This is a genomic window from Sphingomonas sp. CBMAI 2297, assembly GCF_029870595.1.
Lineage (GTDB): Bacteria > Pseudomonadota > Alphaproteobacteria > Sphingomonadales > Sphingomonadaceae > Sphingomonas.
In genome coordinates this window covers 93,335-117,294 of record NZ_JAPDIR010000012.1, presented here as the reverse complement: position 1 = coordinate 117,294, position 23,960 = coordinate 93,335, and the positions used below count along the sequence as shown (strand labels likewise).

Below are 23,960 nucleotides of genomic sequence, written 5' to 3'. Positions count from 1 at the left end.
GATGAGCTTTCCCTGGGCCAAGCATTATGAGCCGAAGCACCCGCTGATGCAGTGGGTGGACCAGCGCCTCCCGCTGCCGCGCTTCGTCTACAACGCCGTCGGCGCCGGCTATCCGGTGCCCCGCAACCTCAACTACTGGTGGAACTTCGGCGTGCTCGCCGGGGTGGCGCTGGTCTGCCAGCTGATTACCGGCATCGTCCTGGCGATGCACTTCCATTCGTCGGCCGCGGGCGCCTTCGAATCGGTGAATGTCGGCATCATGCGCGACGTGAACGCGGGCTGGTTCCTGCGCTTCGCCCACGCCAACGGCGCCTCGATGTTCTTCGTGGTGATCTACATCCACATGTTCCGCGGTCTCTATTACGGGTCGTACAAGGCGCCGCGCGAAATGGTATGGCTGCTGGGCGTGGTCATCTTCCTGCTGCTGATGGCCACCGCCTTCATGGGCTATGTCCTTCCCTGGGGCCAGATGAGCTTCTGGGGCGCGCAGGTGATCACCGGCTTCTTCTCGGCGATCCCCGTGGTCGGCGACTGGGTGCGCATCTGGCTGCTCGGCGGCTATGCGCCGGACGATGCGGCGCTGAACCGCTTCTTCTCGCTCCACTATCTCCTGCCGTTCGTGATCGCGGGCGCCGTGATCCTCCATATCTGGGCGCTGCACATCCCGGGTTCGTCGAACCCGACGGGCGTCGAGGTGAAGGGCGAGCAGGATACCGTGCCGTTCCATCCGTACTACACGGCGAAGGACGGGCTGGGCGTGGTCGTCTTCCTGATTGCCTTCTCGGCGCTGATCTTCTTCGCGCCGGACCTGCTGGGCCATCCGGACAACTACATCCCGGCCAACCCGCTCTCCACTCCCGCCCACATCGTCCCCGAATGGTATTTCTGGCCGTTCTACGCGATCCTGCGCGCCTTCACCGCGGACTTCATCCTGCCGGCGAAGCTGTGGGGCGTGCTGGCGATGTTCGGCTCGATCCTGCTCCTGTTCTTCCTGCCCTGGCTGGACAAGTCGCCGGTGCGCTCGGGCAGCTATCGCCCGATGTACAAGATCGCCTTCTGGGTGCTCGTGGCGGACGTGCTGGTGCTCGGCTATTGCGGCGGCTCGCCGGCCGAGCCGCTCTACGTGATCGTCAGCCAGATCGCGGCGGCCTATTATTTCGCGCATTTCCTGATCGTCGTGCCGATCATCTCGCACCTGGAAACGCCGAAGCCGCTGCCGGGCTCGATCACCGAGGCCGTGCTGGCCAAGACCGGCGCGTAAGGGGGACTGGGAACAATGACTTCGCTGTTCATCAAATCGATCAAGTTCCTGGTCGGCGGTGCTTTCATCCTCGTGCTGGCGATCGCGCTGTTCGGCTCGGTCAAGGGCGTGATCTACGAGCCGCCCGCGGAAACCGCCGAGCACATGATGCACAAGCATCCGGAGCCGCTGAAGCTCGCCTCGGACGGGCTGCTCGGCAAGTTCGACCGGCGGCAGCTGCAGCGCGGCTTCCTGGTCTACAAGGACGTCTGCTCGACCTGCCACTCGCTCAACCTGGTCTCGTTCCGCAATCTGAAGGACCTCGGCTACACCGATGCCGAAGTGAAGAAGATCGCCAAGGACTGGGGCACCAAGCAGCCGGTGTTCGACGAGAAGGGCGGCACCTGGGGCGAGCGCGACAATGTGCCGTCGGATCGTTTCCCCAAGGTCTATTATGCCGGCACCGGCACGCCGCCGGACCTCAGCCTGATCACCAAGGCGCGGCATAACGGGGCAGCCTATGTCCACTCGCTGCTGACCGGCTATAACGAGAAGCCGTCGGCCGAGGCGCTGAAGCACTTCCCGGAGTTCGCCAAGACGCCGGACGGGATGCACTTCAATCCCTATTTCGCGAATCTCAACATCGCGATGCCGCCGCCGCTCACGCAGGACGGCCAGGTCAACTATTCGGACGGCACCCGCGCGACGATCCCGCAGATGTCGGAAGACGTGGCGGCGTTCCTGGTCTGGACGGCGGAGCCCACGCTCGAGACGCGCCACGCGGCGGGCCTCGCCGTGCTGGGTTTCCTGATCTTCGCGGCGTTCCTGACCTATGGCGCCTATCGCTCGGTATGGGCTGGCGTTAAGCACTGATCCGCTTCGGCGGCAGTATCGGTCGCATCGAATCCCGCCCCGGCACCGCCAGGGCGGGATTCCTGTTTCGAGGGTTTCCATGGCTGAGAATGACGACATCCGGCAGCGCATCCGGACGATCCCCGATTTCCCCAAGCCGGGCATCATGTTCCGCGACATCACCACGCTGCTGCTCGACGCCGAGGGGCTGCGGCTTACCGTCGAGCGGATGGCGGCGGCGGTGGACGGCCCGATCGATCTCGTCGCCGGGATCGAGGCGCGCGGCTTCCTGTTCGGCGCGGCGCTGGCGGTGCGGCTCGGCGCGGGCATGCTGCTGGTCCGCAAGGACGGCAAGCTGCCCGGCGCGACGATCGCCGAGGACTATGCCCTGGAATATGGCACCGACCGGATCGCCATCCACGCCGATGCGCTGGCGCCCGGTGCGCGCGTGCTGCTGGTCGACGACCTGATCGCCACCGGCGGCACCGCCCGCGCCGCGGTGCGCCTGCTGCGCAAGGCCGGCGCCGAAGTCACCCAGGCCTCGTTCGTGGTCGACCTTCCCGAGCTGGGCGGCGCGGATGCGCTGCGCGGCGACGGGATCGGTGTCCATGCGCTGGTGGCGTTCGACGGGCATTGACCCGTCCGGCGGGCAGGGAACTCTCCGCCCCGTCGGTCATTTAGCTCGCTACGGGGGCGCGCAGGTGCGATCCCGCTTCCGTCCGCGTCTCCCGCCAGGAGACCGGACATGCGCTTAGTCCTCAAATCCATGGTTTTCGCCGCCGGCATCGCCGGTGCGGCCGCGCTCGGCGGCTGCGTCGATGACGGCTATGGCTATGGCGGCCGCGTCGCGGTGGGCTACAATGCCGCCTGGGGCGATCCCTATTGGGGCTGGTATGGCGACTATTATTATCCCGGCACCGGCTATTACGTCTATGACCGCGCCCGGGTCCGCCACCCCTGGACCGACGCGCAGCGCGGCTATTGGGAAGGCCGCCGCACCAACTGGCGCGGCAATCCGCATTGGCGGAACAACTGGCGCGATTTCCGCGGCCCCGGCGGCGGCCGGCGGCGCTGAGCCGAGGGCCTGGTTCTAGGGCGCGGCCCAGGCGGATCGTTGGTTCGTCCGGAGACGGGACGCGCATTTCGTCATCCCCGCACAGGCGGGGATGACGGGGTCTGCCGATCGAGTCGTGACCCTAAGCCGGGCGCCGCCGCATCAGCGCCAGCGCGATGAAGCGCAGCACCGGCTCGCCATGCTGGTTGTAGGTGGTCGTCTGCGTCCGCATGCTGCCCATGTCGGGCCGGCTGCGCGAGGGCTTCACTTCGAGGATCTCGCTCTCGCAGCGCAGCACGTCGCCAGGGTAGACGGGCTTGAGCCAGCGCAGCTCGTCCACGCCGGCGGCGCCCAGGCTGGCCTGGGGATGCACCGCCATCTCGGCGACGAACATCGACATGGTCATCGCGCAGGTGTGCCAGCCGCTCGCCGCCAACCGGCCGAAATGCGTCTCGGCGGCCGCCTCGTCGGAAAGGTGGAAGGGCTGCGGATCATATTTCCGCGCGAAGTCGAGCACTTCCTCGCGCGTGACTTCGTAGCGGCCGAAGCTCCGCTTCGTGCCGGCTTGCATGTCATCCAAATAGAGCATGAGATCAGTTTCGGATGAAAACGGAACTTTGGCAAGCCCCGTGCGCGCTTTCCGACGCGCCGCGTGGCGACCGGTTGGGAGTTCATATTTCCCGTCACCCCCGCCTGCGCGGGATGACGAAGTTGGTTTCGGAGCCTGCCCGGATTCTCAATCCAGCGCTATCGGACCAGCACGTCCCGGAACGGCGCATCGGTGCCGTCCACCCCGGCCTTGGGCGGCAGCCCGATCAGGTCGCGCAGCAGCGGATAGACGTCGACATTGGTGAAGGCCGGCAGCGTCGCCGGGCGGAAGGCGGGGCCGTTGGCGATGAACAGCGCGGTCATGTCCGGCGACTGGTTGTCGAAGCCCTGCGTGCCGCCGGCATCGCCCGGCTTGCCGGGCTTGTCGCCGATCAGCCAGCCGGTCTCCGCCAGGCAGAAGATCGCCGGGATGCGCGGATTGGTGCCGTAATGGAAGCGCGCCGGGATCTCGGCCTTGCGCCAGCATTCATAATGGTCGTGCTTGCCGAGCAGCACCTTCTCCACCTTGGCCTCCTTGCCCGGGGCGGGCGTGAGGCTGAGATAGGGACCGGTCTCGACCAGGTGATACTCGTCGGGACGGAGCCTGCCCAGGATCGCCAGCGTCCGCTCGCCGCTGGTCGCGGCCATGCCGTGATCGGCGACGATGACGAGGTTGGCGGGCTGGTCCAGCGCGGCGAGTCCGTCGGTCAGCATGCCGATGGTCTTGTCGATATCGGCAACCGCATCGGTGGTGCGCTGGTCGCCCGGGCCATAGGTGTGGCCGGCGGTATCGATGGTATCGAAATAAAGCGTCACCAGCTTCGGCCGGATCGCCGCGGGCCGGCGCAACCAGTCGATCACGGCGTTGACGCGTTGTGTGCCGGAGATCACCTGGTTGAACTGCGCCCAGTCGCTCGGCCGCGTGCCACCGGTGATCGCGTTCGGCCATTTATCGGCCTTCACCCCGCCGACCGCCACGTTCGAGCCGGGCCAGAATTCGGTCGCGGTGCGGATGCCCGCCTTTTCGGCATCCACCCAGATCGGCGCGGCCGCGTTCCACCAGAACGGGTCGTCGCTCATCATGGTGAAGACTTCCTTCGGCCGGGCAGCATCCTCCATCTTGTTGGCGGTGATGCCGTGATGGTCGGGATAAAGGCCGGTCACCAGCGTCCAGTGATTGGGGAAAGTCTTGGACGGGAAGCTGGGATGCATCGGCGCGGTGACGCCGCCGGCCGCGAGGCGCGAGAGATTGGGCGTCACGCCGCGCTCCAGATAATCCGGGCGGAAGCCGTCGATCGAGATCAGGATCGTCACGGGCGCGCGCTGCTCGGCCGGGGGCGGCGCCACGACGGGCGCCGGAGCCGGGGGCGGCGCGGCGACGGGCGCGGTGGCACAGGCCTGGAGAATGGCGGCAAGCGCCGCGGCGGCGATCTTCGAATACCAGCGCATGCGCGGCCCCCTGACAGCGAAATGTTGCCGGGGTAAGTCGTTACATGCCGGCGCCCGGCCGGGCAAACCATGCCTGGCCGGGCGCCGTCCCGCCTTTTGGGGGCGGCGGGTCTCGCGTGCCTACATCGCCATGCCGCCGGGGCCGGCGATCATCCACAGCGCCATGCCGATCATGAACAGATTCTCGGTCAGCGAGACGAAGCCCAGCGGCACGTTGCTGCTGCCCCCCACACAGGCGCATTTGAGGGTGCGCCGATCGATATAGACTGCCTTGAACACCGATACCGCGCCGATCGTGCCGATGGTCAGGCCCAAGGGCGCGGCGAACCAGGGCAGCGCGCCCGCGGCCATCAGCACGCCCGCCAGCCCCTCGAGAAATGGATATGCATAGGCATAAGGTACCCAGCGCCGCGCGAGCAGGTCGTAATTGAGGAACATCGACGAGAATTTCTCGACGTCCTGGAGCTTGAGCATCGCGAGCACGCACATGCTGAAGCTCACGAACCATTCGGCCGCGCGCACCGTGAAGGGCGAGCCCGTCACCGCGAAGCTCGCCGCCATCGCCAGCGCCGCGGTCATGCCGAACAGCGCGATCACCGGGCGATAGCTGGTCGCACCCGGCTCGGCGACCTTGCCGCCGAAGAAGCGGGTCAGGTCGTCATTGCCGCCGATCCGCTTGCCGTCGATGAACGTCTGCGGCGTGGTCTGCACGCTGTGCTCCCATTTGAACGCGTCGGTTGCTTCCCGCGTCGTCAGCCAATGATCGTCCACCGTGTAGCCGTGCCGTTCGAGCTGCCATTTGGACTTGATGCCATAGGGGCAGACATGATCGGGCATCACCATGCGATAGAGCGTCGCGCGCTTTGCGTTTCCAGTCATGGATGCCATATAGGGTCCGTACCATGGTACGGAGTCAAGGCGGGATGCTGACGATCGGAAAATTGGCGGAGGCGGGCGGCGTGGGGGTCGAGACCATCCGCTATTATCAGCGCCGCGGGCTGCTGGCCGAGCCCGAGCGCGGCTATCATGGCGGGGTGCGGCGCTATGGCGAGCGGGATGTGCGCCGGCTGCGCTTCATCCGCTCGGCCCAGGCGGCGGGCTTCACGCTCGAGCAGATCGGCGAGCTGCTCGCGCTCGACGCGCGTGACGATCGCCCACGCGCCCGGGCCCTGGCCCGCGAGCAGATCGCCGTGCTCGACCGCAAGATCGCCGAGCTCGCCGCCGCGCGCGACGCGCTGGCCCGGCTGGCGCGCGAATGCGGCGGGGGCGGCGCGGGGCCGTGCCCGATCCTCACGGCGTTCGACGGATAAACCTGCCGTTCATTTCGCACGCGCCACGATGCCGCGAAACGGGGAGGGGCGGATGCGCATTCTGTTCGGGCTGATCATGGCGTTCGGGCTGGCGGGGACCATGCCCGCATCGGCGAAGGACGCGCTCTCCCTAACCCCGGGCACCGAGACCGCGGCGGACGGCCGCCCCGTCCGCTACGAGATCGGCGCGATCGAAGTTCCCGAGAACCGCGCGAAGCCCGGCAGCCGGCGGATCACGGTGGGCGTGCTGCGGATCAAGGCGGCGAAGCCGGGCGGCCAGCCGCCGATCTTCCTGCTCGTCGGCGGTCCCGGCGTCACCATGCTCGACACGATCGGCGATCCGAGCCCGGCGGCCAGGCGCCGCCTGGGGAGCTGGCTCGACTATAGCGCGACCAACGATCTCGTGATCGTCGAGCAGCGCGGCTACACGCTGCGCGGCGACATGCTGGAGCTCCACTATCCGGCGATGCCGCTCGATCGGCCCGCGACGGTCGAGGACGACGTCGCGGTGATGCGCAGGCTCGCCAACGAGGCCGCCGCCGCCAATCCGGGCCGCGACCTTTCCGGCTATACGATCGCCGAATGCGCGGACGATGTCGACGCGGTCCGCCGGGCGCTCGGCTATCCGAAGATCGGGCTGATGGGCGCCAGTTTCGGCTCGCAATGGAGCTTCGCGGTGCTGAAGCGCCATCCGGGCACGGTGGCGCGGGCGCTGATCGCCTCGGCCGAGCCGCTGAACAACGGCTATGACATGCCCGGCCATGTCTTCGCTGTGCTCCAGCGCGTCGCGTTCGAAGCGGAGCAGGACCCGGCGCTGCGGCCCTTCATTCCCCAGGGCGGCCTGATCGCGGCGGCGCGCACGGTGCGCGATCGCTTCGCGAAGGGGCCGATCACGGTCGACCTGCCCGAGGGCAAGGTCGTGATCGGGCTCGGCGACTATCAGCAGGCGTTGTTCGCCAAGGTGGTCAATGCCGCGCGGTGGCCGGCCTTTGTCATCGATCTCTATCATGGCCGCTACCAGGCCTGGGCGCGCGAAGTGGCCGAAGGGCGCAAGGCGGGCACCCAGTCGCTGATCGGCCCGCTGATCGACACCGCCACCGGCGTCACCGCCACGCGGCTGGCGCAGCTGGAAAGCGATCCCGCGCTCGATATGCTCGGCCGCTGGAATTTCGCGGCCTACACCGCCTCGGCCGGGCTATGGCCCAGCACCGACCTGGGCGACGGCTTCCGCCTGCCGGTGCGCGACGAGACGCCGATCCTGTTCGTCCAGGGCGATTGGGATGCGAACACGCCAATGGAGAATCTGCTCGACCTGCTGCCCTGGTTTCCCAATGCCCGCGCGCTGATCGTTCATCGCGGCCAGCACAATGGGCCGATGCCGCTGCTGCGCGACCATCCCGATACCGCCGCCGCGGCGCTGCGCTTCCTGCGCGAAGGGGGGATGGCGGAGCTGCCGAGCCGCGTCGAGGCGGCGCCGGTCAAGTTCGCGCTGCCGGCCGCCAGCGGCTGAACCAGCGCGCGATCAGGGCGGCGGCGACGGGGAATGCCAGGGCATGGCCCGCCACGCCGATCACTCGCAGCGCCGTCACGCCGGTGATCGGCCCGATCAGGCCGGCCAGCGCCAGTCCGCCGCTCGCGATCAGCAGCCGATGGATCGCCGCCTCGCCGCGAAACGCCGGCGCCATCAGCAGCACGGCGATCGCGAACAGTCCGTTCCAGGCGAGGATGTCGAGCGCATGGGGCAGGGAGGGCCAGGCGAGCGGATCGCTCGTGCTCCCCAGCGCCAGGATCGACAGATGCACCACGCCGGTCAGCGCCATCGCCGCGGCCATGCAGGGGAGCGCGAGGCGGGTGAAGCCTGAGGCCAGCCCGGTGCCGCGCACGGCCGCGACCAGCCCGAGCGGGAATGGTGCGAGCAACAGGACCAGCACTTCCATCGCGGTGAACCAGGGCGCGCCGGGCGACGCGGCGGTCGCGAGCCCGATCACCAGCACCAGCAGACAGGCAAGCCCCAGCCCCGTCACGCCGGTGCCGGAGACGATGCCCAGCAGACGCACGGCGGAGGCGGGGGAACGCGGCATGCGCGCATTTCACTCCGCCCGGGGCTCTCGCGCAAGCGGTGCTTCGTCCGATCCGCGCCGCGTCCCGCCGCGAACCGGCGATCGGTTCATTCGGAGTTCAGTCGCCGCTCCGTTCCTCAGGCGAAACGAAGTCGGGGGAAGGCGATATGCGGGGCGGAATCCGGGTTGCGGCGGCGGCGCTGGCATGCGCGGCGCCGATGGCGGCACAGGCGCAGACGGCGCAGCTCGCCGGACGCTGGATCGTCACCGTCGATTATTTCGGCACGCCGACCATCTGGACGCTCGACATCAAGCAGGACGGCAACCGGATCAGCGGCGACCTGACCGGCGACGTGCTCACCGGCACGGTGAAGGGCAGCGAGATCCGCTTCCTCGCCAAGGACACGGTGGGCGGCTCGGAGGACGTGACCGCCCGGCTGGTGAACGGGCGGATTGCCGGCGAGATGATCCTGGTCGATGGCGCGGAGCCGGCGCGCACCCCGCATCGCCTTTCCTTCACCGCCGAGCGCGCGCCCCAGCCGAGCGGCGCGGCGCCGCGCCGGCACGAATTCGTCCCCGATCGCTTCCACCGCCAGTTCTCGGCGTTCAACCCGCCGGTGCTGCACGTCAATCCGGGCGACACGATCCACACCACGACGATCGACGCGGCGGGCATCGACGCCCAGGGCGTGCGCCGCGCCGCGCCGGGCAATCCGCAGACCGGCCCCTTCTATATCGACGGCGCCATGCCCGGCGACACGCTGGTCGTGCGGATCCGCCGGCTCCGGCTCAACCGCGACACTGCGATCAGCACCAACGGCATGACGGAGCGCGGGCAGGATGCGCGCACCGCGGTGCGGATGGCAGGGCTGGGCAAGCCCGTCACCTGGCGGCTCGACCGCGACAAGGGCATCGCCACGCCCGAGGCGCCGGGCGATGCGCTGAAAGGCTATTGGGTGCCGGTCCGGCCGATGCTCGGCGGCATCGGCGTGGCGGCCGATCCCAGCTCGGCGGCGCCGGGATCGGGCGATGTCGGCCGGTTCGGCGGCAATATGGACTTCAACGAGATGGGCGAGGGGACGACCGTCTATTTCCCCGTCGCGGTGCCCGGCGCCTTGCTCTATTTCGGCGACGGCCATGCGCTGCAGGGCGATGGCGAGACCACCGGCGATGCGCTGGAGACTTCGATGGACGTCGAAGTCGAAGTCGATCTGGTGCGCGGCAAGCGTGCCGGCCAGGTCCGCATCGAGACGCCGACCCACATCGTCGCGATCGGTCTGGACGGCTCGCTCGACGCGTCGTTCCGCAGCGCCAGCTCGAGCATGTTCGCCTGGCTCGCCGCGGACTATGGCCTGGCCCCGGCCGACATCGCGCAGGTGTTCGGCACCGTTGCCGAATATCGGGTCAGCGCGGTGCCGGGCCGGGCCGCCGGGATCGTGCTCAAGATCCCCAAGGCGCGTCTTGCCACGCTGCCGGGCGCGCCGAAGCCGTGAGGGCCGGCCGGCCTCAGCTGTGCAGGAAGTGCATCACGTCGCCGTCCTTGACGACATAGGCCTTGCCTTCGGCGCGCAGCTTGCCCGCCTCGCGCGCCCGGGCCTCGCCGCCCAGCGCGACATAATCCTCGTACGCGATGGTCTCGGCGCGGATGAAGCCCTTCTCGAAGTCGCTGTGGATCACGCCCGCCGCCTCGGGCGCGCTGGCGCCGGCATGCACGGTCCAGGCGCGCGCTTCCTTGGGGCCGACGGTGAAGAAGGTGAGCAGGTGGAGCAGCTTGTAGCCGGCGCGGATCACGCGGGCGAGGCCGGTCTCCTCCAGTCCCAGCTCGGCCAGGAACTCGCCGCGATCCTCGACCGGCATGGTCGCGATCTCCGCCTCGATCGCCGCGGAGACGACCACCGCCTCGGCGCCCTCCGCCCGGGCCTTCTCGAACACGCGGGCCGAGAAGGCATTGCCGTTGGCGGCATCCTCCTCGTTGACGTTGCACACATAGAGGACGGGCTTGGAAGTGAGCAGCTGCGCCTGGCGGAAGATGCGCTCCTCGTCCACGTCCTTGGGCTGGGTCAGCCGCGCGGGCTTGCCGTCGCGCAGCAGGTCGAGCGCCTGGCCGAGCACGCTGGCCGCCGCCTTGGCCTCCTTGTCGCCCTGCGCCGCCTTCTTCTGGAAATTGGGCACGCGCTTCTCGAGGCTCTCGAGGTCCGAGAGCATCAGCTCGGTCTCCACCGTCTCGGCGTCGGCGATCGGGTCGACCTTGTTGTCGACATGCTGGATGTCGTCATTCTCGAAGCAGCGCAGCACATGGACGATCGCGTCCACTTCGCGGATGTTGCCGAGGAACTGGTTGCCCAGGCCCTCGCCCTTGCTCGCACCGCGCACCAGCCCGGCGATGTCGACGAAGCCGAGCTGCGTCTCGATGATCTTGGCCGAGCCCGCAATGGCGGCGAGCTTGTCCAGCCGCGCGTCGGGCACGGCGACGTTGCCGACGTTCGGCTCGATCGTGCAGAACGGATAGTTCGCCGCCTGCGCCGCCGCCGTCTCGGTCAGCGCGTTGAAGAGCGTGGACTTGCCGACGTTCGGAAGCCCGACGATGCCGCAGCGGAAACCCATGTGAAGCCTGTTCCAATGTATTGGGAAAGGCGCCCCGATAGAGGCAATGCGCCGCTTTTGCCAGCGCGTTGACTTGGAGAAGGCGCATGGCAGAGTGCCGCGGCAAAAGAGGGGAGAGAACAATGATCCGTATCGGGAATTTCGCCGCCGCCGGCCTCGTGCTCGCGCTCGGCCTCGCCGCCTGCGACGACAGCGCCGCCAACAAGAAGGCGAACGAGGAAGCCGCCGCCCGCGCCGCCGATGCCGAGAAGGCGCAGAAGCTCAAGGACAGCGTCGAGCATAATTTCGACTGCCTGGCCGCGCTGCGCTGGCAGAAGGCGGCGGTGGCCGCTGCGGCGGGCGACACCAAGGCGTACGAGGATTTCTATCGCGGGAAGCTGGAGGCGTCGCTCGGCGATCAGACCCTGCCCGCGGGCGAGGACGGCGCCCCGGCGCTCTCGCGCGCGACGATCCAGCAATATGCCGACTGGGCCTATCCCAAGACGGTCGCGGCCAAGTTCCGCGCGGGCAAGGACAGCAACGGCGACGGCACCGTTTCCGATGTCGAGCGCAGCGGCCGCGGGTTCAACATGGTCGGCCAGTGCGTCCAGTTCGCCGCCGAGATGGGCACGGGCCCGCTGGCGGGGAAGGATAAGGTGGCGCGCATGTTCAAGATCGAGGCGCTCCGCAAGTCGCTGAAGGACCGCGAAGCCTGATCCGCGCCGCGACCGCCCGTGGCGCTTCGGCGACGGGCGGTTGCGGGTTGCCGTGCGCGGTTCCGTCCCCGCGAGGGAAGCAGGCGAGGCCGGGACGCGCGGTTTCGCCTTTCCAGGCCCTCAAAACGCCGCATTGGAGCCGGATTAGCCGGTCCGTCCGGCTTGACTGGGGGCCGTTCATCTGGGGTACAGGGGGAAGCCCTTTCGGTGCCCGCGTGTTTTTGAGGAGCAGGGAATGATTCGCCGTCACATGTTCATGAGCGCGCTCGCCGCGACGGTTGCGCTGTCGGGCTGCGGTGGCGGCAAAAGCGGCGCCACGCCGACTCCGACCGCCAGCCCCACGCCGACGCCGACGCCGTCGCCCACCTATGCGACCTTCCCGCTCAGCGCGCCGACCGAGTTCAACACCTATAGCGCCGCGATCAGCTATACCGGCGATCCGGCGACCAGCGCGGTCACTCTCGGCGCCGCCAGCACCGAGACGCTGTCGACCCGCGTGCGCCTCGCCACCGATTCGGCGATCAACACCGGCACCTATGTGATGCGCGAGAACCAGGAGGAATCGCGCTTCTGCGTGCCGACCGGCCAGACCTGCACCTCCACCCTGGTCACGCCCTCCGCGGCGACCAACCCCGAGTTCATCTTCCGCACCGACGATGCGACCACCGCGGGCAAGTTCACCCAGGTCGAGTATCTGAACAACGTGATCCCGACGACGCTGACCAGCGATGCCGGGCTGGCGCTCACGCGGGTGAGCTACGCCAATTGGTGGCGCGGCGATTCGACCGCGGGCCAGAAGCGCCTCGCCTATACCGCCTGGGGCTATTCCACCGCGCTCTCGGACATGCCGACCACCGGCACGGTCAGCTATAGCGACCGGATCACCGGCCGCCTGGTCAGCACCGTCGGCACCACCACCGCGATCAACAAGGTCACCGGCACGGTGACGATGAACGTGAACTTCGCCACCGGTGTGGTGGACATGACCTTCGCGCTCAGCACGATCCCGGCGGGCGGCGGCACGCCGGTCGCCTATGCCAACTTCACCGCGCAGGGCGCGATCCCGGTCGGCCAGAACCAGTGGACCGGCAGCTTCACCAATGCGAGCCCGCTCTCGGGCACGCTGGCGGGCGGCTTCTTCGGCTCGCAGGGCGAGCAGGTCGGCGTGGTCTTCTCCGCCTCGGGCACGATTGGCGGCGCCCAGCAGCGCCTGATCGGCGTGGTCATCGGCAAGAAGTAAGCCGCTCCGGCTTCACGAGACAGAAAGGGGCTCCGGTTCGCCGGGGCCCCTTTTCTTATGGCGATCGTGTCGATCGCGAACTTCGGCAATGCCATCCGGTCCCTCGGGAAGGCCAGGCTCCCATTGGCGAGGCTTGCTGATCGGGGCCCGACCCTGGTCACGATTCAATCGGCAAACCCCGTCATCCCCGCGCAGGCGGGGATGACGAAATAGATCGAAGTCTTGATCGGGTTTTGACCCCAGATTGGGGGCTCATATTCTTCCTTCGTCACCCCGGCCTTGCGCCGGGGTCCCGCTATCTCGCCAGCGCAAGAAGAAGCGGGATCCCGGCGCGGGGCCGGAATTGCAGTATAGAATCAGATGCTTGCTTGGGTTCTCGGCCTAGAACCAGCCTGCTTCCTTCAGCGTCGACGCATAGGTCCGGCTCACGGGCGTCATGAGGCCGCCGACAAGGCGGACTTCGCCCGCGCCCCGCCGCCAGCGCACCCCCTCCACGGCATCGGCGGCAACCCACCAGGAGCGATGGACGCGCCAGCCATGGGCCCGTGCCAGTTCCTGCAGCGCGTCGGCGAAGCGCAGGGTGATCAGTTCCTCGCCCGCGTCGGTATGGACTTTCAGATAATGATCATGCGCCTCGATCGCGATCAGCCGGGCCCCGCGGCGTTTCGCCGAAAGCCGTTGCCTGAAGGCCGCCTCGGCCTCGGGCAATGGCGGGGCGATCACGGTGCGGGTCTCGATTCGGCCGGGCAGCCGCCGCCAGGCGAGGGTGCGGACCACCAGCACCGCCAGCAGGATGGGCCATACCTGCCAGAGCAGCCGCGCATAGCTTCGCCAGCCGAACGGCCCGCCGATGAGGAAATGCTCGGTAGCCAGCACCAGCAGCGACACCGGCGGCGTCATCAGTACCGAGACCAGCGCCACCCTTGGCCAGGTCTTCGCCATGCGCCGGCGCAGCAGGTCGTCCGCCACCACTCCGATCAGCCCGCCGCCGACCATGCAGATCATCCAATAGGCATAGCGCCCGACAAAGGGCAGGCGCTCCGAGGCGAACGGGCCCAGGAATCCCATCAGCAGGCCGATCGCCACCAGCATGGCGATATCGATCGACCAGCGCCGCGCCACCTCCCCTGCCTGCCCCATCGCCTTACCGTCCATGCGGCTCCGTTCGCGCAATCCTGGCACCATTCGCGAAGCACGGCCTAGCGAGCCGCCGCCTTGCCGGCAACGAGGTTCGGCGAGACCGCCAATGGAGATCCGCTTGACCGCCACCACCGCACCCTTGCCGTCCGGGGCCACGCCCTGGCCCGTCCGTATCGCCTGGCTGATCCTGGCTCTGCTCTGCCTGGGGATCGCCTTCTATGCCGCGCATTATCTGCTGCATCCGCCCCGCAAGCCGGCCGAGGCGCTGCACAACCCGCAGGGGGTTCCCTGGCTCTTCGTCCATGTCGCCGGCGCGGTCACCGCGCTGGTGCTGGGCTCGTTTCAATTTCTGCCCCGCCTGCGCCGGGGGGCGTCTCCGCCGCACCGCTGGATCGGTCGGCTCTATGTCCTGGGATGCCTGGCGGGCGGGGCGGCGGGGCTGATCCTGGCGCCCGGATCCTCCGCAGGCCCGATCGCCGCGGCGGGCTTCGGCAGTCTCGCCATCCTCTGGATGGCGGTGACTCTCCAGGGCTGGCGCGCCGTTCGGCAAGGCCGCTTCGCCGAGCATCGCCGCTGGATGATTCGCTCCTGGGCGCTCACCCTGGCTGCGGTCACCCTGCGGCTCTATCTGCCGCTGGTCATGGCCTTGGACCTGCCGTTCCTGCCCTGGTACCGGGCCATCTCGTTCCTGGCCTGGGTCCCGAACCTCATCGCGGCGGAGCTCTGGCTGCGGCGCACGGGCGGGCGGGGCCAGGCCGGCGCATGATCGCGCCGCCACTGGCGGGGCTCTGGGAATGTCTGGCGCGATCAGATAGCGCAATGGCGCGATCCGATGCTGATGCCTCGGCGCTCGCCCGATAGATTGGCGCTCGTCACGAAGTTGGAGACACGAGATGGCCAAGACGATCCTGATCACCGGAACCTCGAGCGGCCTCGGCCGGGCCACGGCCAGGCTCTTTCAGGCGAAGGGATGGAACGTCGTCGCGACGATGCGCGATCCTGCGTCCGAAACGGAATTGACGCAGCTGGCCAACATTCTCGTCACCCGCCTCGACGTTCAGGATGTCGCGTCGATCGCCGCCGCGGTGGAAGCTGGTCTGGCCAGGTTCGGGCGTATCGACGCCCTGATCAACAATGCGGGCTATGGCGCCTATGGCCCCCTGGAGGCAACGCCCCTGGAGAGCATGCGCCGCCAATATGACGTGAACGTCATTGGCCTGATGGCAACGACCAAGGCCCTGCTGCCGCATTTTCGGGCGAACCGCGGCGGCGCCATCGTCAACATCTCGTCGATGGGCGGGCGGATCGCCTTCCCGACCGGCGCGCTCTATCACGGCACCAAGTTCGCGGTGGAGGGGCTTTCCGAAGCGCTGCAATATGAGCTTGCGCCGCTCGGCATCCGCGTGAAGCTCGTCGAGCCCGGCATGATCGCCACGGATTTCGGCGGGCGGTCCTTCGAGCACAACAATGATCCGGCACTTGCCGAATATCAGCCCCTCATCCAGGCTATGGGACAATTGGGGAGCGCGATGCAGGAGCGCACATCGTCGCCGGAACGGATTGCGGAAGTCGTTTACGAAGCGACGACCGACGAGAGCGATCGGCTCCGCTATATCGCCGGCGCCGATGCGGAGCATCTGCTTGCCGCGCGCGACGCGACGAGCGATGCGGAGTTCTTTGCTTCCATGAGGGAGCAAATCGGGATTGCCTGAGTCGTCGCGCGCGAGAAACCGGAATGGCCCCATCGGATACCTACGCACTGGACACGACTTGGTGGATGGTCCTCAAGGACCTCGGCATCGTCGCGGCCGACGTCCTGCGGCGCGCCGGCCTGTCGGAGGATCTGCCGCGGCTCCCCTCGGTCCGCCTCCTGCCCGATGAATATCACCGTTTCTGGAACGGAATGGAGGCGGAATCGGGCGATGCACTGCTTCCGCTGCGGGTGTGCGAGGCGATCCGCAGCGAAGCTTTCTCGCCGGCGCTCTTCGCCGCGCTGTGCAGCCCGAACTTCATAACGGCCGTCCGCCGCATCGCGCAGTATAAGCGGCTGATCGCGCCGATGCGCCTCGAGGTGTCGGAGGGGCATGACGGGATGACGCTGGAGCTCCTATGGACCTGCGCGTCCCGGCCACCGGATTCGCTGGTCCTGATGGAGCTGCTCTTCTTCGTGTCGCTCGCCCGCATGGGCACGCGCGAGGCGGTGAGGCCGGTCGCGGTGACGACGACTGCCTTGCCCTCGCCGATCGCTCCCTATGAAGCATTTCTGGGCACGAGCCTGAAACGGGGAGGGCGCTACCAGCTCGTCTTCGACGCGGCGGACGCGACGCGGCCCTTCCTGACCTCGAATGCGCGCATGTGGGAAACGTTCGAGCCGCATCTGCGCCAGCAGCTCGCCGAACTCGACGGCGCGGTCACGACGTCGCAGCGCGTTCGGGCGGCGCTTCTCGAAGGAATTCCCAGCGGCCGTGTTTCGATCGAGGCGATCGCCGGGAAACTCGCGATGAGCAAGCGGACCTTGCAGCGGCGCATCGAGTCCGAAGGTGCCAGCTATCAGCAGCTGCTGGCGGAGACGCGTGAAGCGCTTGCGCACCATTATCTGAGGAAGACGGCCCTGCCCCTGGCGGAAATCGCGTTCCTGCTCGGCTTCGACGAGCCGAATTCCTTCTTCCGGGCCTTCCGGGCGTGGACCGGCGGAACCCCCGAGGAAGCGCGCCATGCGCGCTGAACCCTGCAGCTGGGGAAGGCGGGATTCGCGGAAGGCCGCTATCGTCGGGTCCTGGGTGCCCCGATTCAATCAACAGATACCGTCATCACGCGAAGGCGGGGATGACGGCTGGGGGAATATGAGTCGCCAACCTAATCCTGGAGCCGCAGCGCCACGTCGCTCATGAAGCGCGCATCGTCGCCCGCCGCCAGCCAGGGCGCTTCCGCGGCGATGGCGCCGAGCATGTCGGTCAGCGGCTCGATCTCGGTCTTGGCATAATTGCCGAGCACATAGCCGTGCACTCGGTCCTTGTGGCCGGGATGGCCGATGCCGATCCGCACGCGGCGGAAATCGGGGCCGATATGCTTGTCGGCCGAACGCAGGCCGTTATGCCCCGCGGTGCCGCCGCCGCGCTTCACCTTGACCTTCATCGGCACCAGGTCGAGCTCGTCGTGGAACAGAGTCACGTCCTCGGGGGCGAGCTTGTAGAAGTCCATCGCCGCGCGCACGGCGCGCCCGCTCTCGTTCATGAACGTGCCGGGCTTGAGCAGCAGGATCTTCTGGCTGCCCACCCGGCCCTCGCGCACCCAGCCCTGGAACTGCTTCTTCTCGGGCGAGAAGCCATGGGTCTCGGCAATGGCGTCGACCGCCATGAAGCCCACATTGTGCCGGTGCATCGCATATTGCGGGCCCGGATTGCCCAGGCCGACCCAGAGCTGCATCGCATGTTCCTGAAAACGAAAATCGCCCCCGCACCTAGGATGCGGAGGCGATTTTTTGAACCCGCAAGTTCGGAAGGCGGGATTACTCGCCTTCGCCCTCGGCGGCAGCCTCGGTCTGGGTGGTGTCGCCTTCGCTCGACTTGAGCGCCGACGGGGCAACCACGGTCGCGATGGTGAAGTCGCGATCGGTGATCGCCGGGGTCGCGCCCTTGGGCAGGGTCACCGCCGAGATGTGCAGCGAGTCGCCGACTTCGAGGCCCTTGAGCGAGATCTTGATCTCGTCGGGGATCTCGGCCGCGTCGACCACCAGCTCCAGCTCGTGGCGAACCACGTTCAGCACGCCGCCGCGCTTGATGCCGGGGGCCGCTTCCTCGTCGGTGAAGACGATCGGCACGTTCACGTGCACGGTGGCGTGCTCGCTGATGCGCAGGAAGTCGGCATGGACCGGACGATCGGAGACGGGGTCGAACGCCACGTCCTTGGGCAGGGTGCGCTCGCCGCCGATCATCACGACCGAGTTGAAGAAGTGCCCGGTCATGAGCAGCTTCGTCAGTTCACGCTCGGAGACGTGGATGCTCTTGGGATCCTGCTTGTTGCCGTAGATCACGGCGGGGACGCGGCCTTCACGACGAAGCGAACGGGAGGCTCCCTTGCCAACCTGCTCGCGCGCCTCGGCCGACAGCGTAAGCGTATCGCTCATGTGTCGTTCCAATTCGCTAGTGTTGTATCAATGCAACCGGCCAGGCCTCCAGGGATGACCCTGGCACGGAAGGCGCGCGCATAGCGGGGGAGCGGGGGAAAAGCAAGGCGCGCATTCTCCCTCTCCCCGTTCGTGGGGAGAGGGAGAAACGATCACACCAGTTCCGGCAGCACCGCTTCGAGCTTCTCGAAGCTCTGGCTCCAGCCTTCCTTCATGCCCGCCAGCGCCGGCAGCAGCTCCTCGCTCGCCTGCAGCACCACCGTGGTCATGTGCATGCGCGTGCCGCCGGGCGCGTCGGTAAAGGCCATGGTGGTGCGGTGCTCGATGCCCCAGCTGCCGTCCGCGCCCTGGAAGGCACGCAGGACCATCACTAGGCGATCCGGGCGGTCCACCACTTCATATTCGCCGTGTACCGGGTTGGTACCATAGGGCTCGGGCCCGCGCATATCGAGGCGAATCTTGCCGCCCGGCCGCGCATCGCTTTCGGCGAAGGGCACGTCGAAATGATGGGGACCCCACCAGCGGGCGAGATGCTCGGCCCTGGTCATGCAGTCGAACACCAGCTCGCGCGGCGCCGCGAAGATGCGGTCGATCGTCACTTCATAGCCGACGCCGATTTCGGTCATGGTCATTTGCTCTCTCCATTTCGTTGCAGTTCAGCGAGATACGCGTCGAGATCGTCGAACTTGGCGTCCCAGAAGCGGCGATATTCGGCGAGCCAGTCGCTCGCCGCCTTGAGCGCGGCGGGCTCGAGCCTGGCCGGGCGCTGCTGCGCGACCCGGCTGCGCGAGATCAGCCCCGCATGCTCGAGCACCTTCAGATGCTTGGTCACCGCCGGCCCGCTCATCGCGAAGGGCTGGGCGAGCTCGCCCACCGAAGCCTCGCCCAGCGCCAGCCGCGCCAGGATCGCGCGGCGGGTGGGATCGGCCAGGGCGGCGAAGGTATTGCTCAGTCGGTCCATATCTAACTCATCAGTTATATAACCTATTAGTTAGATTAAGGCTCGGGCGATGTCAATCCCGTGGTGACTCGCTGCCTTTGGCGAGGGGCGGGGGCGCGCCTTCGATCGACCAACCCCGTCACCCCGGCCTTGCGCCGGGATCCCGCTTCTTCTTGTGCTGGCGAGACAGCGGGACCCCGGCGCAAGGCCGGGGTGACGAAGGGGGAATGTGAGTCCTCAACCTAGGAGGGAACCCGCTCCACCTTGAGGCCGCGCTTGGCCAGCTCGGCCTGCACGCTGGCCTCGCCTGCCAGATGCCCGGCGCCCACCGCCACGAACACGGTGCCGGGCCGGGCCATCCGCCGCTGGATCCAGTCGGCCCAGTTGCGGTTGCGGCGGACGAGCAGCGCCTCGGTCACTTCGGGAGCGCCGGCCATGTCCTCGTTGACCAGCTTGGCCAGCCCCTCGGCATCGCCCTTGCGCCAGGCGGCGACCGCGCGGTCGATCTTGCTGCCGGCCCGGGGCAGGTCGTCGATCGTCTCGATCAGCAGCTTGCGCTGGGCGGGCAGGGGCAAGGCATCGAAATAGCCGAGCTGCTGGCGCGCGGTCTCCAATCCTTCGATCTGCTTGCCCCCGGCCCTGGCGGCGTCGGTGAGCACCCGCTCGGCGCCCTGCTTGTCGTCATAGCCGAGCTGGCGGAGCGGCATCACCGAGAGCAGGGTCGCCGCCAGCCAGGGCTCGGCGCGGTCGAGCGAATCGGGGGACATGCCATATTCGGGCAGCGCCGCGCGCATCCGGGCCGCCTCCGCCGGGGGGAGCTGCTCGGGCAGGGACGGGCCGCCCTGCGCGGTGCCGAGTTCGGCGACGATCTTCTGCATCTCGGCATCGGGCGGCATCACCAGTTCGAGCACCAGCGTGTCGGACCTGTCGAACGCCTGCTTCACTCCGCCCTGGAACCAGGCGATGCCGGGCTTGAGCACATGGACGGTGCCGAACAGATAGATGGTGGTATCGTCGTCCTTGACCACCCACAGCGCCGGATCGGCCTTCTCGGCCGGGGCAGGCGGCTGCTGCCCGCAGCCCCAAAGGGTCAGCGCCAGCAATGCGGGGAGCAGGCGGCGGATCATGGGGCTCGCGATCATCGCCAACCGGTAGCCGCGAACCGCGTCCCGATCCAGCGCCGCGGCGGTGCGGGATTGACCGGCATTGACCGGCAGGAGGGGAGGCGCCAAAGCGCGGGGCTATGGCAGAGCCTCTCAGCTTCCAGCGCATGATCCTCACGCTCCATGACTATTGGGCGGAGAAGGGCTGCGTGATCCTCCAGCCCTATGACATGCGCATGGGCGCGGGCACCTTCCACCCGGCGACGACGCTGCGCGCCCTCGGCCCCGAGCCGTGGAACGCGGCCTTCGTCCAGCCCTGCCGCCGCCCGACCGACGGCCGCTATGGCGAGAACCCGAACCGCGGCCAGCATTATTACCAGTATCAGGTGATCCTGAAGCCGAGCCCGCCCGACCTGCAGAACCTGTATCTCGGCTCGCTGGCGGCGATCGGCATCGACTTCACCCGGCACGACATCCGCTTCGTCGAGGATGACTGGGAGAGCCCCACGCTCGGCGCCTGGGGCCTGGGCTGGGAAGTCTGGTGCGACGGGATGGAGGTCACCCAGTTCACCTATTTCCAGCAGATGGGCGGTTTCGACTGCAAGCCGGTCGCCGGCGAGCTCACCTATGGGCTCGAGCGCCTGGCGATGTATCTCCAGAACAAGGATTCGATGTTCGACCTCGCCTTCAACGATGCGGGCGTGACCTATGGCGATGTGTTCCTCGAGAACGAGCGCCAGATGTCGAAATATAATTTCGAGGTCGCCGACACCGAGATGCTGTTCGACGGCTTCCGCAAGGCAGTCGCCGAATGCGAGAACTGCCTGGCCAACAACATCCCCATCGCCGCCTATGAGCAGGCGATCGAGGCCAGCCACCTGTTCAACCTGCTGCAGGCCCGCGGCGTGATCTCGGTCGCCGAGCGCCAGGCCTATATCGGCCGCGTCCGCGATCTGGCCAAGGGCAGCTGCGAAGCCTGGATCCAGCACATGACGCCCGCCTGGAACGCCAAGTACCCGGAGTGGACGGTATGAGCGTCGTGACCGAAGACTTCCTGCTCGAACTCCGCTCGGAGGAGATTCCGGCGCGCATGCAGGAAAAGGCCCGCACCGATCTGGCCGCGCTGTTCGAGGCGCGGCTGAAGGCGCTCAACCTGCCGTTCGAGAGCATCGAGAGCTACGCGACTCCCCGCCGCCTCGCGCTGATCGTGCGCGGCGTGGCGGCGATGACCGCGGCCGCCAGCGAGGAGCGCAAGGGCCCCCGCGCCGATGCGCCGGCCCAGGCGATCGAGGGCTTCCTGCGCTCGACCGGGCTCAGCCGCGAGCAGCTGGTCGAGCGCGACGACGGCAAGGGCGGCAAGCTGCTGTTCGCGGTGATCGACCGGCCGGGCATCGCCGCCGGCTCGGTGCTCGCCAGCGCGATCACTCATGTCGTCACTGCCTTTCCCTGGCCCAAGTCGATGCGCTGGGGCGCCGCTTCGGAATCGACCGAGAGCCTGCGCTGGGTGCGCCCGCTCCAGGGCATCATCGCGCTGCTCGGCGACAAACTGGTGCCGGTGGAGATCGCCGGGGTGAAGAGCGCCTCGGTCACTGTCGGCCACCGCTTCCACCATCCGGGCGGGATCACGATCGGCTCGGCCGCGGATTATATCGAGAAGCTGCGCGCCTGCCATGTGATCGTCGACGGTGCCGAGCGCCGCAACATCATCGCGCTGGGCGCCAAGATGGCCGCGCAGAAGGCCGGCCTGACGCTGATCGAGGACGAGGGGCTGCTCTACGAGAATGCCGGCCTCACCGAATGGCCGATGCCGCTGCTCGGCCGCTTCGATCCGGCGTTCCTCGACGTGCCGCCCGAGGTGATCCAGCTCACCGCGCGCGTGAACCAGAAATATTTCGTCTGCCGCGACGCTGCGGGCAAGCTCGCCAATGCCTTCGTCTGCGTGGCGAACATCGACGCGACCGACGGCGGCGAGAAGATCGTCGAGGGCAACCAGAAGGTGCTCGCGGCGCGGCTGAGCGATGCGCGCTTCTTCTACGAGACCGATCTCAAGACCCGGCTCGAGGCGCTGACGCCCAAGCTCGGCAAGATCGTCTTCCACGAGAAGCTGGGCACGGTAGCCGACAAGGTCGACCGCGTGGCCAAGCTGGCGCGGTGGCTGGCGGAACAGGGCGTGGTCAAGGCGGACCCCGACCAGGCCGAGCGCGCCGCGCGCCTCGCCAAGGCCGATCTCGTCACCGGCATGGTCGGCGAGTTCCCCGAGCTCCAGGGCCTGATGGGCGGCTATTACGCCGCCGCCCAGGGCGAGCCGGCGGCGGTCGCCGAGGCGATCCGCGATCACTACAAGCCGGTCGGGCAGGGCGATGACGTGCCCAGCGCGCCGGTGACGTTGGCGGTGAGCCTGGCGGACAAGCTCGACAGCATCACGGCGTTCTTCGGCGTCGACCTGAAGCCCAGCGGCTCCAAGGACCCGTTCGCGCTCCGCCGCTCGGCACTGGGCGTGATCGCGCTGATCCTCGACAACGGCCTGCGCTTCCCGCTCGCCAAGTCGGTCAGCCAGGACGTGCTCGACTTCTTCGCCGACCGCCTCAAGGTCCAGCAGCGTGAAGCCGGCGTCCGCCACGACCTGATCGACGCGGTGTTCGCGCTGGGCGGCGAGGACGACCTCGTCCGGCTGCTTGCCCGGGTGAAGGCGCTCCAGGCGTTCGTCACGTCGGAAGAGGGCCGGAACCTGCTCGCCGGCTACAAGCGCGCCGCCAATATCCTCAAGAAGGAGAATTGGGTCCCCGGCGAAGTCGCGGACACCGGCATCTATGAAGCCGAGCCCGCCGAGGCTGCGCTGATCGGGGCGCTCGATGCCGCCGAGCCCAAGGCCGAGGCGGCGATCGCGGCGGAGGATTTCGAAGGCGCCATGGCCGCGCTCGCCTCGCTCCGCGCACCGATCGACAGCTTCTTCGACGACGTCACCGTCAACGATCCGGACGAGCAGAAGCGCAACGCGCGCCTTGCCCTGCTCGCCCGCATCCGCGACGCAGTGAACAACGTCGCCGATTTCTCGAAGATCGAGGGATGAGCGCGGCGGGGCAGGGGCTTCCGGTTTCGCCGGAACTCTTCGCCGCGCTGTTCCTCCTGTTCTTCCCTTTCTTCTGGCTTGCGATCATCGCCCTGATCGCGAACCAGGGATGGCGCAAGGTCGCCCGCGCCTATCCCGCCACGTCCGATCCGCCCTATTCCGCGCGGCGCTGGCGCTTCGTGTCGCTCAACATCGGCGGATCGCTGCGTTCGCCCAACTATGGGTCCTCGGTAGAGGGCTGGACGGCGGAATCGGGCTTCTGGCTGCGCCCCTTCCTGATCTTCCGCCCCTTTCATCCGACCATCCACGTGCCCTGGGCACGCGTGCAGTCGGTCGAGCGCGAGCGCAGGCTGGTGGGCGAGCGGGTGCGCGTGAAGCTTGCGGGCGAAGTGCCGGACCTGTTGTTCGTCGGCGCGCTCGGCCATGCGCTCCTCGAGCGTCAGCGGGACAAGACGGAAGCGGCAAAAGGCTAATGGCCCCGGCATTTAT

26 protein-coding genes are annotated in these 23,960 nt (G+C 67.9%); 15 read left to right on the top strand and 11 right to left on the bottom strand.

Features of this window, described 5'->3' with window-relative positions; translation table 11 throughout:
* Position 1 precedes the first annotated feature (1 nt).
* The 4 genes from OMP43_RS16770 (at position 2) to OMP43_RS16755 (ending at position 3,167) form a co-directional block, all read left to right on the top strand.
* On the top strand, positions 2 to 1,261 hold the full coding sequence (locus tag OMP43_RS16770; protein WP_280280676.1) for a cytochrome b N-terminal domain-containing protein: 1,260 nt from the start codon (positions 2 to 4) through the stop codon (positions 1,259 to 1,261).
* 15 nt (positions 1,262 to 1,276) lie between these two features.
* The gene (locus OMP43_RS16765; RefSeq protein ID WP_280280675.1) at positions 1,277 to 2,113 is read left to right on the top strand and encodes a cytochrome c1; all 837 of its coding nucleotides are present in this window, start codon (positions 1,277 to 1,279) and stop codon (positions 2,111 to 2,113) included.
* A gap of 79 nt (positions 2,114 to 2,192) precedes the next feature.
* Positions 2,193 to 2,729, top strand: a complete 537-nt coding sequence (locus tag OMP43_RS16760; RefSeq protein WP_280280674.1) for an adenine phosphoribosyltransferase — start codon at positions 2,193 to 2,195, stop codon at positions 2,727 to 2,729.
* A 108-nt stretch (positions 2,730 to 2,837) separates the two neighbouring features.
* Complete coding sequence (locus tag OMP43_RS16755; protein WP_280280673.1) at positions 2,838 to 3,167, top strand: hypothetical protein; 330 nt, start codon at positions 2,838 to 2,840, stop codon at positions 3,165 to 3,167.
* A 121-nt stretch (positions 3,168 to 3,288) separates the two neighbouring features.
* Here OMP43_RS16755 and OMP43_RS16750 read toward each other — a convergent pair whose 3' ends face one another.
* From OMP43_RS16750 to OMP43_RS16740, 3 genes are all read right to left on the bottom strand, one after another.
* Positions 3,289 to 3,735, bottom strand: coding sequence for a MaoC family dehydratase (locus tag OMP43_RS16750; RefSeq protein ID WP_280280672.1), 447 nt, complete (start codon positions 3,733 to 3,735; stop codon positions 3,289 to 3,291).
* A gap of 158 nt (positions 3,736 to 3,893) precedes the next feature.
* Positions 3,894 to 5,183 carry an ectonucleotide pyrophosphatase/phosphodiesterase gene (locus OMP43_RS16745; protein WP_280280671.1) on the bottom strand — a complete coding sequence of 430 codons (1,290 nt, stop codon included), beginning with the start codon at positions 5,181 to 5,183 and terminating at the stop codon, positions 3,894 to 3,896.
* A gap of 120 nt (positions 5,184 to 5,303) precedes the next feature.
* Positions 5,304 to 6,071, bottom strand: a complete 768-nt coding sequence (locus OMP43_RS16740; RefSeq protein ID WP_280280670.1) for a glutaredoxin family protein — start codon at positions 6,069 to 6,071, stop codon at positions 5,304 to 5,306.
* Positions 6,072 to 6,106: 35 nt separating this feature from the next.
* Here OMP43_RS16740 and OMP43_RS16735 point away from each other — a divergent pair, with 35 nt between their 5' ends.
* A complete protein-coding gene (locus OMP43_RS16735) occupies positions 6,107 to 6,493 on the top strand; it encodes a MerR family transcriptional regulator (RefSeq protein WP_280280669.1) in 387 nt (128 codons plus the stop codon).
* A 52-nt stretch (positions 6,494 to 6,545) separates the two neighbouring features.
* A complete protein-coding gene (locus OMP43_RS16730) occupies positions 6,546 to 8,003 on the top strand; it encodes an alpha/beta fold hydrolase (RefSeq protein WP_280280668.1) in 1,458 nt (485 codons plus the stop codon).
* Here OMP43_RS16730 and OMP43_RS16725 read toward each other — a convergent pair.
* Positions 7,972 to 8,574, bottom strand: a complete 603-nt coding sequence (locus tag OMP43_RS16725; protein WP_280280667.1) for a hypothetical protein — start codon at positions 8,572 to 8,574, stop codon at positions 7,972 to 7,974. The two genes, OMP43_RS16730 and OMP43_RS16725, sit on opposite strands and share 32 nt — an antisense overlap.
* A gap of 146 nt (positions 8,575 to 8,720) precedes the next feature.
* Here OMP43_RS16725 and OMP43_RS16720 point away from each other — a divergent pair, with 146 nt between their 5' ends.
* Complete coding sequence (locus OMP43_RS16720) at positions 8,721 to 10,046, top strand: acetamidase/formamidase family protein (protein WP_280280666.1); 1,326 nt, start codon at positions 8,721 to 8,723, stop codon at positions 10,044 to 10,046.
* 13 nt (positions 10,047 to 10,059) lie between these two features.
* Here OMP43_RS16720 and ychF read toward each other — a convergent pair whose 3' ends face one another.
* Complete coding sequence (gene ychF / locus OMP43_RS16715) at positions 10,060 to 11,157, bottom strand: redox-regulated ATPase YchF (RefSeq protein WP_280280665.1); 1,098 nt, start codon at positions 11,155 to 11,157, stop codon at positions 10,060 to 10,062.
* A 122-nt stretch (positions 11,158 to 11,279) separates the two neighbouring features.
* On the opposite strand from ychF, the gene OMP43_RS16710 reads away from it, so the two are divergent.
* Both OMP43_RS16710 and OMP43_RS16705 read left to right on the top strand, forming a co-directional pair.
* On the top strand, positions 11,280 to 11,852 hold the full coding sequence (locus tag OMP43_RS16710; RefSeq protein WP_280280664.1) for a hypothetical protein: 573 nt from the start codon (positions 11,280 to 11,282) through the stop codon (positions 11,850 to 11,852).
* Positions 11,853 to 12,087: 235 nt separating this feature from the next.
* Entirely contained in the window at positions 12,088 to 13,092 is a 1,005-nt protein-coding gene (locus tag OMP43_RS16705; protein ID WP_280280663.1) for a transferrin-binding protein-like solute binding protein, read from the top strand.
* Positions 13,093 to 13,473: 381 nt separating this feature from the next.
* Here the strand turns inward: OMP43_RS16705 and OMP43_RS16700 are convergent, their stop codons facing one another.
* Entirely contained in the window at positions 13,474 to 14,247 is a 774-nt protein-coding gene (locus tag OMP43_RS16700) for a LytTR family DNA-binding domain-containing protein (RefSeq protein ID WP_280280661.1), read from the bottom strand.
* A gap of 103 nt (positions 14,248 to 14,350) precedes the next feature.
* Here OMP43_RS16700 and OMP43_RS16695 point away from each other — a divergent pair, with 103 nt between their 5' ends.
* The 3 genes from OMP43_RS16695 (at position 14,351) to OMP43_RS16685 (ending at position 16,957) form a co-directional block, all read left to right on the top strand.
* Positions 14,351 to 14,998 (top strand): DUF2306 domain-containing protein, encoded by a 648-nt coding sequence (locus OMP43_RS16695; RefSeq protein WP_280280660.1) that lies wholly within the window; start codon positions 14,351 to 14,353, stop codon positions 14,996 to 14,998.
* A gap of 127 nt (positions 14,999 to 15,125) precedes the next feature.
* Positions 15,126 to 15,944 carry an SDR family oxidoreductase gene (locus OMP43_RS16690; RefSeq protein ID WP_280280659.1) on the top strand — a complete coding sequence of 273 codons (819 nt, stop codon included), beginning with the start codon at positions 15,126 to 15,128 and terminating at the stop codon, positions 15,942 to 15,944.
* Positions 15,945 to 15,967: 23 nt separating this feature from the next.
* Positions 15,968 to 16,957, top strand: coding sequence for an AraC family transcriptional regulator (locus OMP43_RS16685; protein WP_280280658.1), 990 nt, complete (start codon positions 15,968 to 15,970; stop codon positions 16,955 to 16,957).
* Positions 16,958 to 17,088: 131 nt separating this feature from the next.
* Here OMP43_RS16685 and pth read toward each other — a convergent pair whose 3' ends face one another.
* The 5 genes from pth to OMP43_RS16660 all read right to left on the bottom strand — a co-directional run bounded on the left by pth (position 17,089) and on the right by OMP43_RS16660 (position 20,425).
* Positions 17,089 to 17,658 (bottom strand): aminoacyl-tRNA hydrolase, encoded by a 570-nt coding sequence (pth, locus tag OMP43_RS16680; RefSeq protein ID WP_280280657.1) that lies wholly within the window; start codon positions 17,656 to 17,658, stop codon positions 17,089 to 17,091.
* Positions 17,659 to 17,740: 82 nt separating this feature from the next.
* Positions 17,741 to 18,358, bottom strand: coding sequence for a 50S ribosomal protein L25/general stress protein Ctc (locus OMP43_RS16675; RefSeq protein WP_086131043.1), 618 nt, complete (start codon positions 18,356 to 18,358; stop codon positions 17,741 to 17,743).
* 152 nt (positions 18,359 to 18,510) lie between these two features.
* Positions 18,511 to 18,990: an SRPBCC domain-containing protein gene (locus OMP43_RS16670; protein WP_280280656.1), complete on the bottom strand. Its 480-nt coding sequence runs from the start codon at positions 18,988 to 18,990 to the stop codon at positions 18,511 to 18,513.
* Positions 18,987 to 19,319 (bottom strand): metalloregulator ArsR/SmtB family transcription factor, encoded by a 333-nt coding sequence (locus tag OMP43_RS16665; protein ID WP_167301130.1) that lies wholly within the window; start codon positions 19,317 to 19,319, stop codon positions 18,987 to 18,989. Before OMP43_RS16665 ends, OMP43_RS16670 begins: the two co-directional genes overlap by 4 nt.
* A gap of 221 nt (positions 19,320 to 19,540) precedes the next feature.
* Complete coding sequence (locus tag OMP43_RS16660) at positions 19,541 to 20,425, bottom strand: TraB/GumN family protein (RefSeq protein WP_280280655.1); 885 nt, start codon at positions 20,423 to 20,425, stop codon at positions 19,541 to 19,543.
* Positions 20,426 to 20,541: 116 nt separating this feature from the next.
* Here OMP43_RS16660 and OMP43_RS16655 point away from each other — a divergent pair, with 116 nt between their 5' ends.
* From OMP43_RS16655 to OMP43_RS16645, 3 genes are read left to right on the top strand one after another with little or no spacing between them, the layout of a single operon-like run.
* Positions 20,542 to 21,435, top strand: coding sequence for a glycine--tRNA ligase subunit alpha (locus OMP43_RS16655; RefSeq protein WP_280280654.1), 894 nt, complete (start codon positions 20,542 to 20,544; stop codon positions 21,433 to 21,435).
* Positions 21,432 to 23,471: a glycine--tRNA ligase subunit beta gene (glyS, locus tag OMP43_RS16650; RefSeq protein ID WP_280280653.1), complete on the top strand. Its 2,040-nt coding sequence runs from the start codon at positions 21,432 to 21,434 to the stop codon at positions 23,469 to 23,471. Before OMP43_RS16655 ends, glyS begins: the two co-directional genes overlap by 4 nt.
* Positions 23,468 to 23,944: a hypothetical protein gene (locus OMP43_RS16645; RefSeq protein WP_280280652.1), complete on the top strand. Its 477-nt coding sequence runs from the start codon at positions 23,468 to 23,470 to the stop codon at positions 23,942 to 23,944. Before glyS ends, OMP43_RS16645 begins: the two co-directional genes overlap by 4 nt.
* Positions 23,945 to 23,960: the final 16 nt, after the last annotated feature.